The organism is Pusillimonas caeni (assembly GCF_003545815.1).
In the GTDB taxonomy this organism is placed as follows: domain Bacteria; phylum Pseudomonadota; class Gammaproteobacteria; order Burkholderiales; family Burkholderiaceae_B; genus Pusillimonas; species Pusillimonas caeni.
Map to the genome: position 1 here is coordinate 259424 of NZ_PDUW01000005.1, position 17058 is coordinate 276481.

Below are 17058 nucleotides of genomic sequence, written 5' to 3' on the forward strand. Positions count from 1 at the left end.
GGGCGCATCGCGCTTTCTCGCATGGAAGGCGGCGCATCAAGTATTGATGGCGCCGCCTATCAACTCTTTTTGCCCAACAGATCTTTCAACATGCCCAGGCGCTGCTTGGGGCTTAGCGCCTGCAGCTCGGGATCTTCGCGCAGCTTCACCGCCGACAGGCCCATTTCGTCGATGAATCGCGAGGGCTCGCACACCACGTCCTCGCGCGCGCGACGGCGCTTTTTGCACCAGGTCAGATGCAAGGTCCGCTGGGCCCGCGTAATGCCGACATACATCAGCCGCCGTTCTTCCTGTATGCGCGTTTCGAGCGACTCGGCGGCCTTGGCCGGATCGCCGTCCTCTTCGTCGCGGCCCATATGGGGCAGCAAGCCCTCTTCCACCCCGACAAGGTATACATGCGGATACTCCAGGCCTTTGGAGGCGTGCAGCGTCGACAGCTTGACGGCGTCGGGGTCTTCTTCTTCGCCCCGCTCGAGCATGGTGACCAGGGCAACGTGCTGGACAAGCTCGAAAAGGTCCAGCTCGTCTTCCTCGGCCTTGCGCTTGAGCCAGCCGACGAGTTCCTGCACGTTCTGCCAGCGGGTCTGGGCGGCGCGTTCGTCAAGGGTGTCGTAGAGATGGCGCTCGTACTGGATGGCGCCCAGCAGTTCGTCCAGCAGCGGGCCGGCCGGCTCGGCGCCCGGCGAAACGCGATCGCCTCCCTTTCGGCCCGCCCGCTGCTGGATCTGCTGGATGAAGGCGGCGAAGGCCTGCAGCGGCTCGAGTTGGCGGGCGGCCAGGCGCTCGGCCTGGCCTATCTCGAATACCGCCGCAAACAATGAAAGCTGCTTCTGGGCGGCAAATTCGCCCAGTGTCTGCAGCGTGGCCTGGCCTATGCCCCGCCGGGGGGTGGTGACGGCCCGGATGAAGGCCGGGTCGTCGTCATCGTTGGCGATCAGCCGCAAGTACGCCAGCACGTCGCGTATCTCGGCCTTGTCGAAAAAGCTCTGTCCGCCCGACACGGTGTAGGGAATGCGCAGGTTGCGCAGCGCCTGCTCCACCACCCTCGCCTGCTGGTTGCTGCGATACAGAATGGCGAAGTCGCGCCACTCGGCCCGGCGCTCGAAGCGCTCGGCCGAAATGCGCAGGGCGACGGACTCGGCCTCGATCATGTCGGTATCCATGGCCGTGACCTGTATGGCCTCGCCCGCGCCCAGGTCCGACCACAGCTTCTTGTCGAACAGATTGGGGTTGTGGCTGATGACCTGGTTGGCCGCCGACAAGATGCGCTGCACCGAGCGGTAGTTCTGCTCGAGCTTGATGAGCTTCAGCTGGGGATAGTCGGTGGTGAGCTTGGCCAGGTTCTCGACCGTGGCGCCCCGCCATGCGTAGATGGCCTGGTCGTCGTCGCCCACCGCCGTGAACATGGCGCGCCGCCCCGTCAGAAGCTGCACCAGGCGATACTGGCATTCGTTGGTGTCCTGGTATTCGTCGACCAGCAGATACTGCACCCTCGCCTGCCAGCGTTCGCGCACCGCCTCGTTGCTTTGCATCAGCACGGTGGGCAGTCGGATCAGGTCGTCGAAATCCACCGACTGATAGGCCGCCAGCGTGGCGTCGTAGCTGCGATAGACGCGGACCGCCTCGGCTTCGTTGGCCGTGGCGGCGGCCCTCTCGGCCGCGTCCGGGTCCATCAGCGCATTCTTCCATAGCGATATCGCCTGCTGCACGCCGCGCAAACGCGCCTTGTCGGTGGTGGCCAGAAGTTCCTGGATGATGCCCATGGCATCGGTGGAGTCCAGAATGGAGAACTCCGGCTTCAGGCCCGCATGCCGCGCCTCTTCGCGTAGAAAACGTACGCCCAGCGAATGAAAGGTGCTGATGGTGAGCCCCTTGGTCAGACGCGAATCGACCAGGGTCTTGACGCGCTCGCTCATCTCGCGCGCCGCCTTGTTGGTGAAGGTCAGGGCCACGACGTGGCGACCCATGTAGCCGCATTCGCGCAACAGGTAGGCGATTTTCTGTGTGATGACCCGGGTCTTGCCGCTGCCGGCGCCCGCCAGCACCAGGCAGGGGCCGTCCAGATACAGGGCGGCGACCCGCTGCGGAGTGTTCAAGTCGCTGGCCAGCGTATGGCCGGGAGCGGGCATGGCTTGCGTCATCAGATTTCCAGGGGATCGACTTCGAGCTGCCAGCGTACACGCTTCTCGGCGGCCGCGTGCGGCAAGGCCCAGACCCATGCGGCCAGGAAGGCCTGCAGGGCCGGCCGGCTGGCGCTTTCCACCAGCAGCTGCGCGCGTTCTATGTTGGCGACGCGCACCACGCGCAAAGGCACGGGGTCGTACAGGGTGATGGCGTCGGCCATGGAAAACCGTTCCGGCTCGCCTTGCGGCAGGTCGCGCGCCAGGCCGAGAAAGTCGAGCGCCACGCGCAGTTCGCGCGACTCGGCGGTAAGCAGGGCCTGGTACGCGTAGGGCGGCAGCCCCACGGCCTGGCGTTCGGCCAGCGCATATTCGGCGAAGCCGGCATAGTCGTGGCGGGTAATGGCCTGATAGACCGGCTGCTCGGGGTAGTCGGTCTGGATGATGACCTGGCCGCCCTTGACGTGTCGTCCGGCCCGGCCGGCCACTTGCATCAGCTGTGCAAAAAGGCGCTCGGGCGCGCGAAAGTCTTGTGCGAACAGCATGGCGTCGGCGTTCAGAACGCCCACCAGGCCCAGGTTGGCGAAATCGTGGCCCTTGGCCACCATCTGGGTGCCCACCAGAATGTCGACCTCGCCGGCGTGCACCTTGGCGAACAAGGCTTCGGCGCTGCCCTTGAGCCGGGTGCTGTCGGCATCGATGCGCGCGATGCGGGCCTGCGGGAAATGCTCTGCCAGGTGCTCTTCGACGCGCTGCGTGCCCCGGCCCATGGGGCGCAGGTCCTGGTCGCCGCAATCTGGGCAGGCGCGCGGCACCTGTGCGCGGTAGCCGCAGTGATGGCAATGTAGGGCGTTGCGCCCGCCCCTGCCCCGATGCAACACCGTATAAGCGGTGCAGCGCGTGCACTGGCTGACCCAGCCGCAGGACGAACATGCCAGCACGGGCGCATAACCGCGGCGATTCAGGAACACCAGGCACTGTTCGCCGCGTTCGAGGCGCTCTTGCATGGCCGTGATCAGATGCGGCGAGAAGCCCTGCTGCATGGCCAGCCTGCGCGTATCGACCAGCCGCACCGAAGGCAGTTCGGCATCGCGCGCCCTGTGCGTGAGCGACAGCTTGAGGTAATGCCCGTTCTGCGCGTGATGCCAGCTTTCCAGCGACGGCGTGGCCGAGCCCAGCACCACCGGAATGCGCAGGTCGTGCGCGCGCCACACGGCCAGATCGCGCGCCGAGTAGCGCAAGCCCTCTTGCTGCTTGTAGGATGCGTCATGCTCTTCGTCGACGATGATCAGGCCGAGCTCGGGCATGGGGGTGAAGATGGCCAGCCTGGTGCCCAGCAGGATGCGCGCTTCGCCTCGCTGGGCGCGCAGCCAGGCGCGCAGCCGTTCGCCTTCGGCCAGCCCGCTGTGCAGCACGGCCAGGGCGTGGGGTTCGGCGATGGCCGCCAGGCGCGAACGCAAAGACCGTTCGAGCTGGGGGGTAAGATTGATTTCAGGGACCAGGAACAGCACCTGCCGGCCTTGGGCCAGCGCCTGCTGGGCGGCACGCAGGTAGACCTCGGTCTTGCCGCTGCCCGTAATGCCGTGCAGCAACACGGTTTTGTGGCCTTCGAGGCCACAGATGGCCTGGGCGGCGGCCTCTTGGGCCGCGTTCAGCACCGGCACCGCCGCCGGCTCGACCGCTGTGGGTTTGGCGCCCTGCCGGGCATCGCTGCGCTTTACCGGCCCGCCCGCCGAGCGCTTGCCCTGATACGCGCTCACCTTGCGCAAGCTCGAAGGCAGGGTGGGAAGCATGACTTCGCCCAGAGGCCGCTGATAGTACTGCGCGGCGAAACGGGCCAGTCGCAGCCAGTCGCCGGGCATCGGCGGAAGATCGTCCAGCACTTGCTCGATGGGTTTGACCAGACGCGGCTCGACGGCCGGCACGGCCGGAGCCTCGACGACGATGCCGACGAGCTTGCGGCGCCCGAACGGGACGATGACCCGTGTGCCGGCCGGCACCTGCCGGTCGGCGCGATAGTCGAACAGTCCCTGCAATGGAACGTCCAGCGCCACCCGGAGCCAGTGCGCAGCCGCGTCCGCCGACGGTACGGGGACATGATCGCAAGGCTCGACGGACGACGAAAAGCTCATTGACACTTAAAGTAAATTCTTATGAAGCGCACGCAAATGATGAGGGGACCGGACATTGCCAAGCTTATTCAAACGGCCTGTGGATAACTTTGGGGAGAAGCGCAATGACAACTCGGGAAAAGTCAATGGCGTTTCCGGTAATATGCCGGCCACACCAGTAAAAATTCTCTAATAATCCTTTAAATTCAATACCATATAAAAGATTAGGAGAATGTATCTCAACACCCTGCGGCTATGCTGCAAAGCGATATAACTTGTGTACAACTTGCGGAAAGAGCCCGCGGCGACGGGCCCTTATGGTTTGTTCAATGCAATAGATCAGCGTTTGGTACGACTGTAGCTGTGGACTTCGTCGACCAGGGTGGCGACGGCTTCGGGCGGGGTGAAACGGGAGATTCCGTGCCCCAGGTTGAACACGTGCCCGCCCTCGCCCACCGGGCCGAAGTCGTCGATGACCCGGCGCGCTTCGTTGCGTATGGCCTGCTCGCCGCCAAACAGGGCCATGGGGTCGATATTGCCTTGCAGCGCCACCTTGTCCTGCGTGCGGCGGCGGGCCTGCGAGAGGTTGACTGTCCAGTCGAGACCCACGGCGTCGCAGCCCGACGCGGCAATGTCTTCGAGCCACAGGCCACCGCCCTTGGTGAATACGATGACCGGCACGCGCCGCCCTTCGCGTTCGCGTGTCAGGCCCTGCACCACCTGGCGGGTATAGGCCAGCGAGAATTCCTGGAACAGGCCGTCGGCCAGCACGCCGCCCCAGCTGTCGAAGATCATGACGGCCTGCGCGCCGGCCTGTATCTGGGCGTTGAGATACTGGCTGGTGGCCTGGGCATTGACGTTCAGCATGCGATGCAGCAGATCGGGCCGCGCGTACAGCATGCTTTTGATCAGGCGGTAGTCGTCGGAGCCTTGCCCCTCGACCATATAGCAGCCGATGGTCCAGGGACTGCCCGCGAAACCGATGAGAGGCACTTTGCCGTCGAGCTCCTTGCGGATGACCGACACCGCGTCGAACACATACTGAAGCCGCGCCATGTCGGGCACCGCCAGCCTGGCCACGTCTTCTTCGTTGCGCACCGGCTTTGCGAAGCGCGGGCCTTCGCCGGCGACAAAGTCGAGCCCCAGGCCCATGGCGTGGGGTATGGTGAGGATGTCGGAGAACAAAATGGCGGCGTCGAGATCGAAGCGCTGCAAGGGTTGCAGGGTGACATCGCAGGCGTAATCCGGATTCTGGGCCAGGCCCAGAAAGGAACCGGCGCGCGCGCGCGTCTGGTTGTATTCGGGCAGATAGCGGCCGGCCTGGCGCATGAGCCAAAGAGGCGTGTAGGGGACGGGCTCGCGCATCAGCGCGCGCAGGAAGACATCGTTTTTCAGTGTGGGGGAGGACACGGCTATCCTTGAAAAAATACGCGGGTCATTTTACCCGTCGGCAAAAGGTTTGGGGGGCGACTCCGACCGATAGGGAGCGGCGTCGATGTCGTACTTGCGCATGAGCGCCCAGAACGCGCGGCGGTGCTTCTGGGCCGCGCGCGCGGCCATGGCGATGTTGCCGGAATGCCGGCCCAGCGCGGCCTTGATGTAGGCGGTTTCGAAGCGTTCTATGATTTTGCTTTTTGCGGCCCGGAAAGATTCGCGCGAGGTGGCGCTGCGCGATGCGCTGGCCGCCGCGTAGGCGTCGAGCTCGAGGCCGGTACGCTCAAGTATAGTCGAGCACAGCAAGGTCTCGTCGGCCGCCACGCCCGGACCGGCGTCCCGGTAGGGTTCGACGGACTCTTTGACGCCGAGCGCCGCGGGCACGGGCAGCGAGGGCCATGCCTGGACAGGAAGCCTCTTTTCGTCGAGCAGCCTTTCGATGCGCACACGCAGTTCTTCGGGGCATAGCGGCGCCCGCACGAAATCGTGCAGGCCCAGTTCGTAGAGATCGTTCAGGGCGGCCGCCTTGAGCTGGCCTATGAGGGCAAGCACGGGCGTTGCAAGGCGCCCGCGCGCGGCAAGCAGGCTGGTGCGCGCCCATGCCAGGTTGTGCGCGCTGACGGGTATCAGGCACACGTCGAAGCGGCGCAGCAGCATGGCCCCGCCTGCCAGACAACCGGAAGCGCCTTCGTGGCCGATGTCGATGCTGGGCAGCGGAGTATGAAAGTACAAACGGGCGCCCCAATGCCTGCCCGCCCAGGGACGTATCCAGTCGGCGGTGCAGGCTGTGCCGATCAAGGCGCAATCGAGTCTTTCCCTCATGGTCACCCTCCGTGTGGTGCGCGGCCCAGCCGCTCAGAATGAGCCAAGCTTAGTCAGACCACCAGAGCGCCACAATGGGCATTACCATTGACTCGGAAACTACCTACACACGGCTGGACAACACCTGCGGATTGTGCTGCGCCGGCGCAGCCTCGGTCGAATCCCAAGGGGGGAACGCGCAGGGCCGCAAACAGACAAGCCTCTCCGGAACGCCGGAGAGGCTTGTGTTGAACGGGCGGGCGAACCGCCGGGCACGCAGGACCTAGCGGCGCATCTTGGACAGCTTGCGCGCCGCCGCGACCTGCGCCGCCAGCATGGCAAGCTCGGCCTCGACCACGGCGATGTCCTCTTTGTCCTTGGCGTTGCGCAGGGCCTCTTCGGCGCGCTCGCGCGCCTGGATGGCCTTGGCTTCGTCCAGGTCTTCGGCACGGATGGCGGTATCGGACAGTACCGTGACCCCGCCGGGCTGCACTTCGAGAATGCCTCCGGCGACGAATACGCTGACTTCCTCGCCGCTATCGGCCAGCACGATCTTGACGGTACCCGGCCGTATGCGTGAAATCAACGGCGTGTGTCCGGGCATGATGCCCAGTTCGCCCGACTCGCCAGGCAGCACCACGAATTTCGCCTCGCCGGCGAAAATCGATTCTTCTGCGCTGACGACGTCGACATGCAGGTTGGCCATAACTGATCCCTATTAAAGTGCCTTGGCTTTCTCGAAGGCTTCGTCGATGGAGCCCACCATGTAGAAGGCCTGCTCGGGCAGCGCATCGCACTCGCCCTCGACGATCATCTTGAAGCCGCGCAGCGTTTCGGACAGCGGCACGTACTTGCCGGGCGAACCGGTAAACACTTCGGCCACGTGGAAAGGCTGGGACAGGAAGCGCTGGATCTTGCGGGCGCGGGCCACGGCCTGCTTGTCTTCGGGCGAGAGTTCGTCCATGCCCAGAATGGCGATGATGTCGCGCAGTTCTTTGTAGCGCTGCAGCGTCTGCTGCACGCCACGGGCTACGGCGTAGTGCTCTTCGCCCACGATCTGCGGGTCGAGCTGGCGGCTGGTGGAGTCGAGCGGATCGACGGCGGGGTAGATACCCAGGGCGGCGATGTCACGCGACAGCACGACGGTGGAGTCCAAGTGCTGGAAGGTGGTGGCGGGCGAGGGGTCGGTCAGGTCGTCGGCGGGAACGTACACGGCCTGGATCGAGGTGATCGAACCCGTCTTGGTCGAGGTGATGCGCTCTTGCAGCTTGCCCATTTCTTCGGCCAGCGTGGGCTGATAACCCACGGCGGAAGGCATACGGCCCAGCAGAGCGGACACTTCGGTACCGGCCAGGGTGTAACGGTAGATGTTGTCGACGAAGAACAGGATGTCGCGGCCTTCGTCGCGGAACTTCTCGGCCATGGTCAGGCCGGACAGCGCCACGCGCAGACGGTTGCCGGGAGGCTCGTTCATCTGGCCGAACACCATGGCCACCTTCGACTCGGACAGGTTGTCGAGCTTGATGACGCCGGCTTCGGCCATTTCGTGGTAGAAGTCGTTGCCTTCACGGGTACGCTCGCCCACGCCTGCAAACACCGACAGACCGCTGTGGGCCTTGGCGATGTTGTTGATCAGTTCGAGCATGTTCACGGTCTTGCCCACGCCGGCGCCGCCGAACAGGCCCACCTTGCCGCCCTTGGCGAAGGGGCAGACCAGATCGATAACCTTGATGCCGGTCTCGAGCAGCTCGACCGAAGGCGAGAGCTCGTCGAACTGGGGAGCGTCCTGGTGGATGGCGCGCACTTCGTCGCTTTGGATCGGACCGCGCTCATCGATGGGGCGGCCCAGGACGTCCATGATGCGTCCCAGCGTGCCTTGGCCGACGGGCACCGAGATGGGCGCGCCGGTGTTGGCCACGGCCATGCCGCGGCGCAGGCCGTCGGAGGAACCCATGGCGATGGTACGGACGATGCCGTCGCCGAGCTGCTGCTGAACCTCGAACGTGATGCCCGCTTCGGCGAACTTCGAGCTGTCGTCGACGAGCTTGAGCGCGTCGTAGATGTTGGGAATGCTGTCGCGGGGGAACTGAATATCCACCACGGCGCCGATGCACTGAACGATGGTACCGTTGCTCATGTTTAGTCCTTGCTAAATATCTTTGACGGGATGCCTTGTTTGCCTATCGCTAGACAGCGGCAGCGCCCCCGACGATTTCTGAAATTTCTTTCGTGATGGCAGCCTGACGGGTCTTGTTGTAGACCAGCTCGAGATCGCCGATGATCTTCTTGGCGTTGTCCGACGCCGCCTTCATGGCGACCATGCGGGCCGATTGCTCGGACGCCATGTTTTCAGCCACGGCCTGATACACCAGGCCTTCGACGTACCGGAGCAGCAGGTCGTCGATGACGGATTTCGCATCGGGCTCGTAGATGTAGTCCCAGCCGTATTGCGACTTGACCTGGGCGTTTTCCTGCGCCTGATCCGCGTCTTTGGACTGGAAGGGATCTTGCAGGCCGCTGGGCAGGGGCAGCAGGCGGATGAAGCTGGGGTCCTGCTTCATGGTATTGACGAAGCGGTTGGTCGCCAGGTACACGGCATCGATCTTGCCGTCGACGAAGTCGTCGAGCTGCACCTTGATGGCGCCGATGAGACGCTCGAGGTTGGGCGTGTCGCCCAGCTGCACTTCCTGGGAAACCAGGTTTGCGCCGATGCGGGTCAGAAAGCCCAGGCCCTTGTTGCCCAACGCCGTGGCCTGCACCTTGATACCCTTCTGCTCGAACTCTTTCAAGCGGGACAGCGCCAGGCGGGTGATGTTGGTGTTGAGACCGCCGCACAGGCCCTTGTCGGTGGTAACCAGCACGACGCCGACCGCTTTGACATCCTTGCGTTCAACCATGTACGCATGATGGTAGTCGGGATGCGCCTGCATCAGGTGTGCCGCGATTTCGCGCACCTTGGTTGCATAGGGACGGCCGGCCCGCATCCTGTCCTGCGCCTTGCGCATCTTGGATGCCGCCACCATCTCCATGGCTTTGGTGATCTTCCGCGTGTTTTGCACGCTTTTGATCTTGGTTCGAATTTCCTTAATTCCGGCCATCGCACTTCCTGTCAGGGCGTTGTCGCGGGTCGGTGTCGGAACCGGCCCGCATTACGTTCGGACTACCGGGGCACGGGCCCGGGCAGTCCTCGCCAATCAAACTTAAAAAGCACCGTGCTTCTTGAATTCCTCAATGGCAGCGGCAAGCTCGGCCTCGTCTTCCTTGGACAGCTCCTTCTTGTCTTCGATACGCTGCACCAGGGCTTCGTTCTTGGACTTCAGGGAGTCTTTCAGCGCTTTCTCGAAGGGCAGGATCTGCTCGACGTCGAGGTCGTCCAGATAGCCCTTGGTGACGCTGAACAGCGAGACGGCCAGTTCCCAGACCTGCAAAGGCTGATACTGGGGCTGCTTGAGCAGTTCGACCACGCGCTTGCCGCGCTCGAGCTGGCGCCGGGTGGCGTCGTCGAGGTCGGAGGCAAACTGGGCGAAGGCGGCCAATTCGCGATACTGGGCCAGGTCGGTACGGATACCGCCGGACAGCTTCTTGACGACCTTGGTCTGGGCGGAACCGCCCACACGCGACACCGAGATACCGGCGTTGATGGCGGGACGCACACCCGCGTTGAACAGGTCGGTTTCCAGGAAGATCTGGCCGTCGGTAATGGAGATGACGTTGGTCGGAACGAAGGCGGACACGTCGCCGGCCTGGGTTTCGATGATGGGCAGCGCGGTCAGCGAACCGGTCTTGCCCTTGACGGCGCCCTGGGTGAACTGCTCGACGTAGTCGGCGTTGACGCGGGCCGCGCGCTCGAGCAGGCGGGAGTGCAGGTAGAACACGTCGCCGGGGTAGGCTTCACGGCCGGGAGGGCGGCGCAGCAGCAGCGACACCTGGCGATAGGCCCAGGCCTGCTTGGTCAGGTCGTCGTACACGATGAGGGCGTCTTCGCCGCGATCGCGGAAGTACTCGCCCATGGTGCAGCCCGAGTAGGCGGCCAGGTATTGCATGGCGGCCGAATCGGAGGCGGCTGCCGCCACGACGATGGTGTATTCCATGGCGCCGTGTTCTTCGAGCTTGCGCACCACGTTGTTGATGGTGGACGCCTTCTGGCCGATGGCCACGTACACGCAGGTGACGTTCTTGCCCTTCTGGCTGATGATGGTGTCGACGGCGACGGCGGTTTTACCGGTTTGGCGGTCGCCGATGATGAGCTCACGCTGGCCGCGGCCGATAGGCACCATCGAATCGATGGCCTTGATGCCGGTCTGAAGCGGCTGGTCGACCGACTGGCGGGCGATCACGCCGGGCGCGACCTTTTCGATGATGTCGGTCGCTTTGGCGTTGATCGGGCCCTTGCCGTCGATGGGCGCGCCCAGGGCGTCGACCACGCGGCCGCGCAGCTCGGGGCCGACGGGCACTTCGAGAATGCGGCCGGTGGTCTTGACCGTGTCGCCTTCGGAGACACCGGTGTAGTCGCCCAGAATCACGGCGCCCACGGAGTCGCGCTCGAGGTTGAGCGCAAGGCCGTATACATTGTTGGGGAATTCGAGCATTTCGCCCTGCATCACGTCGGACAGGCCGTGGATGCGGGTAATGCCGTCGGTCACGGAAACGACCGTGCCTTGCGTACGTACGTCGGTGGACGCGCCCAAGCCTTCGATGCGGCTCTTGAGCAGCTCGCTGATCTCTGACGGGTTAAGTTGCATGTTCAGACTCCTGGAATCCTGTTGACCGGCTCGCCCTAGGCGGCCAGCGTATCGCGCATGCGGACCAACTGGGCCCGCACAGAAGTATCGAGTACTTGGTCGCCAACCACCACGCGCACGCCGCCGATGAGATCGGCATCGACGGTGACGGCCGGCTTGAGTTTGAGGCCGAATTTCTTTTCGAGAGCAGCGACGAGATCCTGCACTTGAGCGTCGGACAGCGCGAAGGCGCTGGTGATCTCGGCCAGCGCGGTACCTTCGAACCGGTTCTTCAGCAGGTCGAACTGCTCGGCGATTTCGGGCAGGACCAGCATGCGGTCGTTGCCGACCAGCAATTCGATGAAGTTGCGAGCCGTTGCCGAAACGGGTAATTTGACCAGGCCTGTAAACAACTCGACGCGCTGGGCGTCGTTCAGGCGCGGGTCGGTGAGCGCTTCTCGTACGTCTTCGAGCTTCGCCAGCCCGGCGAGCTCGTTGAGCAGCCCCGACCAGGACTCCAGATTGGCGCTTTCGTTCTGAGCCGCCTGGAATAGCGCTTCGGCGTAGGGTCTTGCGATAGTCGATAGTTCAGCCATTGCCTGCCCTGATGATTACAATTGTGCCTTGAGCTGGTTCAGCAGCTCGGCGTGTGCCTGTGCATCGACCTCGCGCTGGAGGATCTGCTCTGCACCCTTGACCGCCAGAACCGCCACGTCGGCGCGCAGACCGTCGCGAGCACGCTGGACCTCTTGGGCGGCGTCCTGCTTGGCTTGCGCGAGGATTCGGGCCTTCTCGGCCTCGGCTTCGCGGCGGGCCTCGTCGATGATGCTGGCCGCCTGCTTCTCAGCCTCGAGCATGCGAGCATGATTTTCAGTCTTGGCCGCAGCTTCGATCACGTTGATGCGCGCTTGCGCCTGGGCGAGGTCGGCCTTGCCCTTTTCGGCGGCCGCAAGGCCGTCGGCGATCTTCTGACGGCGATCGTCCATTGCCTTCGTGAGGGGCGGCCATACGAATTTCATCGTAAACCAGCCCAACACGAAAAACACGATCATCTGAAAAAAGAGAGTCGCGTTTAAATTCACGGTCGTTTCCCTTTAATACCACTTGTGCCAGACAGCCCCGCTGCATGACACCATGTCCAAGCCGTCGGCGGCGCCCCGTGTGCGAAGCGCGCCAAACGGCTGCTTACCCGCATGGATGCGGGCTTGGTCGCTTAGCCGACGAACGGGTTGGCGAAGGCGAACAGCATGGCAATACCAACACCGATCAGGAACGCCGCGTCGATCAGACCAGCCAGCAGGAACATCTTGGTTTGCAGGGCGTTCATCAGCTCGGGCTGACGTGCCGAGGCTTCGAGGTACTTGCCACCCATCAAAGCAATACCGATACTGGCGCCGAATGCACCCAGTCCAACAATAAGACCGCAAGCCAGAGCAACGAGAGCAACGTTGGTCATAACAACTCCTTGGTTAAAAACCTGGTAATCAAAAAGTCAAAAAAGAAAACTTCTTTGCAAGAACACCTTGCGCCCCGGCCGAGACGAATGCCACCCCGGACCGGAATTCGATCAATGGTCTTCGTGAGCTAACCCTACATAGACGAGGGACAGCATCATGAAAATATAGGCCTGGAGCAGGACGATGAGGATGTGGAAGATCGCCCACACCGACCCTGCGAGAACATGACCGATACCCAAGCCGATGCTTGCACCATTAAATCCGGCCCATGCACCGCCCAGCAGGGCGATAAGCATGAATAGCAATTCGCCGGCAAACATGTTGCCGAACAACCGCATTCCCAGCGACACCGTTTTGGCGGCGTACTCCATGAGGTTCAAAAGCAGATTGAAGGGAACCAGTAGCAGGCCGACGACGCCATGGCCGTGGAAAGGCGCGGTGAACAGGCCCTTGACGAAGCCGCCGCCGCCTTTGATCTTGATGCCGTACCAAAGGGTAAGCACCAGCACGCCCAGCGACATGCCCATGGGCACGTTCAGGTCGGCCGTCGGAAGAATGCGGTGATAATAAAGAGGATCGTGATGCTCGACCGCCAGGCCCAGCTTGATGAAGATCCAGCCCAGCAGGTCGACCGGCACCAGGTCGAGGGTATTCATGAGAATGACCCACAGGAATACGGTAAGGGCCAGTGGCGCCACGAAGCGGCGGGAGGTTTCGTTGGGGATGATGGACTTGGCTTCGTCGGCCACCATGCCGACCAGCATCTCGACCCCCATCTGGAAGCGCCCGGGCACCCCGGCGGTGGCCGATTTGGCCGCGCGCCATAGCACGAAAATGACAATGGCGCCCATGAAGATGGACCAGAAAAGCGAGTCGTAGTTGACAACGCTGAAATCAGCGATGGCGGTCTGCTTTTCACCCAGACTGTTCAAGTGAACCAGGTGATGCTGAATGTAATCAGACTGTGGCGACGACGCGTTGCTAGCAGCAGCCATTGGAACCCTACCCTGTAAACTGATGACAAGGACGCGCCATTCGCCAGAACGCCACGCCCGAAAACTTTGTATCCAACCGGCTATGGCAGCCGGCGAAACACCAGCAAAAGCACATAACCCTTTAACACGCACACCAGCCCGAACAGCAAAGCCGGCCACACCAACCAGCCCTGGCCCAGATAAGCAGCCAGCGCCAGAAGCAATACCGCGGAACCCAGCTTGACGAGCTCACCCATGAAGAAGGTAAGCGGGCTGGCCTGCCGAGAGCTCATCAACCCCATGAGCAATCGCATTGCAAAAAGCGCATTGGGTATGAAATAGGCGCCGGCCCCGATGAGTGCCGATGCACCCGCCGCCGCCCCTGCCACGAGCCACGAGATGAGACCCGCCGCCAGCCCCATGACGGCCTGAGCCGCCAGAGCGCGAAGCAGGCCTCGCCCCGCCTTGTATCTGAGCCGTTCGCGGTCGGCATCGCTAAGCACGATGGCGGCAACCGGATCTTGCCGGCCGGCGCCGGATTCTTGCGCGCCGCCACCGCTGTTTTGCATGCTTTCCCCGCGTCTCGCTCTTGGGTTCTGCTCATGGGTTTTGGTCATGGCATGGCCCATCTTCGTACCGCTCGCTGTCTTGGCCCAGCGTGTTGCGTCAAACTCGTAGAGTATAACTTTATTTTTTGGCGGTAAGCAAATTGTCAGCTTGTAAAACAACAGTTTCCCGGCATCGCGCGATGATGCGGATATAGGTTAGAAAGAACCGATGAAGGGGCCCGCGACCGAAGCGCACAGCCACCTTCTCAGGTTCGTATGGATCAGCGGTGCTTGAAGTCCGGCTCGCGCTTTTCAACGAAAGCCGCCATGCCCTCTTTCTGATCGTCGGTCGAGAACAGCGCGTGGAAATTGCGGCGCTCGGCCAGCATGCCTTCGTTCAGAGGCATTTCGTACGCCCGGTTGATGCATTCCTTGGCCATCATGACCGAAACCAGTGACTTGGAGGCGATGACGCGCGCGGCTTCCAGCGCTTCGTCGAGCAGCTTTTCGGCCGGCACCACCCTGGCCACCAGGCCGGCGCGCTCGGCTTCTTCGGCATTGATCATGCGCGCCGTCAGCACCATGTCCATGGCCTTGGCCTTGCCCACGGCGCGGGGCAGGCGCTGCGTGCCGCCGAAGCCGGGAATGATGCCCAGGTTGATTTCCGGCTGGCCGAAGCGCGCATTGTCGGCGGCGATGATGAAATCGCACTGCATGGCCAGCTCGCAGCCGCCGCCCAGCGCATAGCCCGATACCGCGGCGATGATGGGCTTGCGGATCCGGCGCAGCGACTCCCAGTTGTGTCCGAGATAATCCTGCTTGTAGACGTCGGCGTAGGACCAGTCCTTCATGGCGGCAATGTCGGCGCCCGCGGCAAAGGCCTTCTCGCTGCCGGTCAGCACGATGGCCCCGATACCGTCGTCGGCATCGAATGCCCGCAGGGCTTCGGCCAGTTCGTCGACCACCTGGTTGTTCAACGCATTCAATACCTTGGGACGGTTCAAGGTAAGCAGTCCGACCCTGCCACGGGTCTCGATCTTTACCAGCGCTTCGGTCATGCCCTTTCCTCTTGCACAGTAATATAGTGGGATGAAAATAGAACCCATACTTTACAGCCTAACGCCCTTCGATCCCGCCGGACACCGTTTTCGCATCGAGCTGCGGGTGCCGCGCCCCCATGCGCGCGGCCAGCAATTGAATTTACCCGCCTGGATTCCGGGCAGCTACCTGGTGCGCGACTTCTCGCGCCAGATCGAGACCATCCGCGCACGCAGCGGCGGCAAGCCGGTCGCCGTGCGCAAGACCGGCAACCACAGCTGGCAGTGCGAGCCCTGCCGCGGTCCGCTGCATGTGGAGTACATCGTCTATGCCTGGGACCTTTCCGTGCGCGGCGCCCATCTGGACGAAACCCACGCCTTCTTCAACGGCACCAGCGTCTTTCTTTCGCCCGCGGGCCACGAGCGAGCGCCCTGCCTGCTTCATCTGCATCCGCCCACGCACGCCCGCAACTGGAAGGTCTACACCAGCCTGCCGCCGGCGAACGGACGCGCGGCGGCGGCCAAGCGGCATGGCTTCGGGCTTTATGCCGCGCCCGACTATGACGCCCTCATCGATCATCCCGTCGAAATGGGCACGCCCCAGGTGGCGCGCTTCATGGCCCATGGTGCGGAGCACGAACTGGTCTTCACCGGTGTCCTGCCCAACCTCGATCTCAAGCGCATCGCCGCCGACGTCAAGAAGATCTGCGAAGCGCAGATCGCCCTGTTCGAGCCCGAATCGCTGCGCGCGCCCTTCCTGGATTCCGCAGACCGATACGTATTCATGACCATGGTGGTGGGCGATGGCTACGGCGGGCTGGAGCATCGCGCCTCCACCGCGCTGATGGCTTCGCGCCGCGACCTGCCCACCCTGGGCCGGCCCGACGCGGGAGAAGGCTACGAGAACTTCCTGGGCCTGGTCAGCCACGAGTATTTCCATACCTGGAACGTCAAGCGCATCAAGCCGGCGGCCTTTGCGCCCTACGACCTTGCGCGCGAGAACCATACCCAACTGCTCTGGGTGTCCGAAGGCTTCACCTCGTACTATGACGACCTGATGCTGATGCGCTCCGGCGTCATCGACCACAAGGCCTATCTGGCCCGCCTCGCCAAGACCATCTCGGCCGTACGGCGCGGGCCGGGACGGCACAAGCAGTCGGTCGCCGAGAGCTCTTTCGACGCCTGGACGCGCTACTACAAGCAGGACGAAAACTCTCCCAACGCGCTGGTCAGCTACTACACCAAGGGTTCGCTGGTGGCGGCGGGGCTGGACATGCTCGTCCGCCGCGAAACCCGGGGCGCCAAATCGCTGGACGACGTGATGCGGCTGATGTGGCGGCGCTACGGCAGGCGCTTCTACCAGGGCCAAGGCAAGGGCGTGCCCGAAGACGCCATGGCCGGCCTGGTGCAAGAGGCCACCGGGGTGGACGCCTCGGACTTCATTGCCCGCTACGCCTACGGCCGCGAAGACGTGCCGCTGGAGTCGCTGCTGGCCGGCCAGGGCATCGCCCTGAGCTGGAAAACCTCCTCGACCACGCCCTCCCTCGACATCCGCACCCGCCTCAGCCATGACGAAGTGCAGATCGCCACGGTCTACGAGGGCGGCGCGGCGCATCAGGGCGGGCTCTCGGCCGGCGACGCGCTGGTGGCCGTGGACGGCCTGCGCGTCACCCGCGACGGCGGGCTCGAGCGTTTGCTGTCGGCCTATCAGGCGGGACAGACGGTGACCATACATGTATTCCGCAGGGACGAGCTGCGGGCCTTCACGATAGTGCTGTCACAGCCCGAGCCGGGCGAGTGCGTGTTGGCGGCAGAGTGACCTCAACGCCTGGACTCAATCCGGGCCTGGATCGCC

15 protein-coding genes are annotated in these 17058 nt (G+C 63.4%); 1 reads left to right on the forward strand and 14 read right to left on the reverse strand.

Translation table 11 applies throughout. The features are described from left to right. Positions 1-59 precede the first annotated feature (59 nt). From CSC67_RS13125 to CSC67_RS13190, 14 genes are all read right to left on the reverse strand, one after another. Positions 60-2141, reverse strand: a complete 2082-nt coding sequence (locus CSC67_RS13125; RefSeq protein ID WP_425337651.1) for a UvrD-helicase domain-containing protein — start codon at positions 2139-2141, stop codon at positions 60-62. Next, on the reverse strand, positions 2141-4252 hold the full coding sequence (locus CSC67_RS13130) for a primosomal protein N' (RefSeq protein ID WP_118994968.1): 2112 nt from the start codon (positions 4250-4252) through the stop codon (positions 2141-2143). Before CSC67_RS13130 ends, CSC67_RS13125 begins: the two co-directional genes overlap by 1 nt. Before the next feature lie 318 nt (positions 4253-4570). After that, positions 4571-5641, reverse strand: a complete 1071-nt coding sequence (hemE, locus tag CSC67_RS13135; RefSeq protein WP_118994969.1) for a uroporphyrinogen decarboxylase — start codon at positions 5639-5641, stop codon at positions 4571-4573. Between the two features lie 30 nt (positions 5642-5671). Beyond that, positions 5672-6487, reverse strand: a complete 816-nt coding sequence (locus tag CSC67_RS13140) for a response regulator (protein WP_245220228.1) — start codon at positions 6485-6487, stop codon at positions 5672-5674. A 262-nt stretch (positions 6488-6749) separates the two neighbouring features. After that, positions 6750-7172 carry a F0F1 ATP synthase subunit epsilon gene (locus tag CSC67_RS13145; protein WP_118994970.1) on the reverse strand — a complete coding sequence of 141 codons (423 nt, stop codon included), beginning with the start codon at positions 7170-7172 and terminating at the stop codon, positions 6750-6752. A 12-nt stretch (positions 7173-7184) separates the two neighbouring features. After that, positions 7185-8603, reverse strand: a complete 1419-nt coding sequence (gene atpD, locus CSC67_RS13150; protein ID WP_118994971.1) for a F0F1 ATP synthase subunit beta — start codon at positions 8601-8603, stop codon at positions 7185-7187. A 49-nt stretch (positions 8604-8652) separates the two neighbouring features. Next, complete coding sequence (atpG, locus tag CSC67_RS13155) at positions 8653-9564, reverse strand: F0F1 ATP synthase subunit gamma (protein ID WP_118994972.1); 912 nt, start codon at positions 9562-9564, stop codon at positions 8653-8655. A 102-nt stretch (positions 9565-9666) separates the two neighbouring features. After that, positions 9667-11208 carry a F0F1 ATP synthase subunit alpha gene (gene atpA / locus CSC67_RS13160; protein ID WP_118994973.1) on the reverse strand — a complete coding sequence of 514 codons (1542 nt, stop codon included), beginning with the start codon at positions 11206-11208 and terminating at the stop codon, positions 9667-9669. Positions 11209-11243: 35 nt separating this feature from the next. After that, positions 11244-11783, reverse strand: a complete 540-nt coding sequence (locus CSC67_RS13165) for a F0F1 ATP synthase subunit delta (RefSeq protein WP_118994974.1) — start codon at positions 11781-11783, stop codon at positions 11244-11246. 15 nt (positions 11784-11798) lie between these two features. Next, complete coding sequence (locus CSC67_RS13170) at positions 11799-12269, reverse strand: F0F1 ATP synthase subunit B (RefSeq protein WP_118994975.1); 471 nt, start codon at positions 12267-12269, stop codon at positions 11799-11801. Positions 12270-12400: 131 nt separating this feature from the next. Continuing rightward, positions 12401-12643, reverse strand: coding sequence for a F0F1 ATP synthase subunit C (atpE, locus tag CSC67_RS13175; RefSeq protein WP_017523626.1), 243 nt, complete (start codon positions 12641-12643; stop codon positions 12401-12403). Between the two features lie 111 nt (positions 12644-12754). Then, complete coding sequence (gene atpB, locus CSC67_RS13180) at positions 12755-13639, reverse strand: F0F1 ATP synthase subunit A (protein WP_118994976.1); 885 nt, start codon at positions 13637-13639, stop codon at positions 12755-12757. 80 nt (positions 13640-13719) lie between these two features. After that, positions 13720-14187: an ATP synthase subunit I gene (locus tag CSC67_RS13185; protein WP_118994977.1), complete on the reverse strand. Its 468-nt coding sequence runs from the start codon at positions 14185-14187 to the stop codon at positions 13720-13722. Positions 14188-14447: 260 nt separating this feature from the next. Continuing rightward, positions 14448-15224, reverse strand: coding sequence for an enoyl-CoA hydratase (locus CSC67_RS13190; protein WP_118994978.1), 777 nt, complete (start codon positions 15222-15224; stop codon positions 14448-14450). Positions 15225-15255: 31 nt separating this feature from the next. On the opposite strand from CSC67_RS13190, the gene CSC67_RS13195 reads away from it, so the two are divergent. Next, complete coding sequence (locus CSC67_RS13195; RefSeq protein ID WP_118994979.1) at positions 15256-17022, forward strand: M61 family metallopeptidase; 1767 nt, start codon at positions 15256-15258, stop codon at positions 17020-17022. The last annotated feature ends 36 nt before the right edge of the window (positions 17023-17058 follow it).

Bases quoted from the DNA above. Each gene is read 5' to 3' on its own strand.
- atpA (WP_118994973.1), bottom strand. From the start codon at position 11,208: ATGCAACTTAACCCGTCAGAGATCAGCGAGCTGCTCAAGAGCCGCATC.
- CSC67_RS13145 (WP_118994970.1), bottom strand. From the start codon at position 7,172: ATGGCCAACCTGCATGTCGACGTCGTCAGCGCAGAAGAATCGATTTTC.
- CSC67_RS13130 (WP_118994968.1), bottom strand. From the start codon at position 4,252: ATGAGCTTTTCGTCGTCCGTCGAGCCTTGCGATCATGTCCCCGTACCG.
- atpG (WP_118994972.1), bottom strand. From the start codon at position 9,564: ATGGCCGGAATTAAGGAAATTCGAACCAAGATCAAAAGCGTGCAAAAC.
- atpD (WP_118994971.1), bottom strand. From the start codon at position 8,603: ATGAGCAACGGTACCATCGTTCAGTGCATCGGCGCCGTGGTGGATATT.
- CSC67_RS13140 (WP_245220228.1), bottom strand. From the start codon at position 6,487: ATGAGGGAAAGACTCGATTGCGCCTTGATCGGCACAGCCTGCACCGCC.
- CSC67_RS13195 (WP_118994979.1), top strand. From the start codon at position 15,256: ATGAAAATAGAACCCATACTTTACAGCCTAACGCCCTTCGATCCCGCC.
- atpB (WP_118994976.1), bottom strand. From the start codon at position 13,639: ATGGCTGCTGCTAGCAACGCGTCGTCGCCACAGTCTGATTACATTCAG.
- CSC67_RS13165 (WP_118994974.1), bottom strand. From the start codon at position 11,783: ATGGCTGAACTATCGACTATCGCAAGACCCTACGCCGAAGCGCTATTC.
- CSC67_RS13125 (WP_425337651.1), bottom strand. From the start codon at position 2,141: ATGACGCAAGCCATGCCCGCTCCCGGCCATACGCTGGCCAGCGACTTG.
- CSC67_RS13190 (WP_118994978.1), bottom strand. From the start codon at position 15,224: ATGACCGAAGCGCTGGTAAAGATCGAGACCCGTGGCAGGGTCGGACTG.
- atpE (WP_017523626.1), bottom strand. From the start codon at position 12,643: ATGACCAACGTTGCTCTCGTTGCTCTGGCTTGCGGTCTTATTGTTGGA.
- CSC67_RS13185 (WP_118994977.1), bottom strand. From the start codon at position 14,187: ATGCAAAACAGCGGTGGCGGCGCGCAAGAATCCGGCGCCGGCCGGCAA.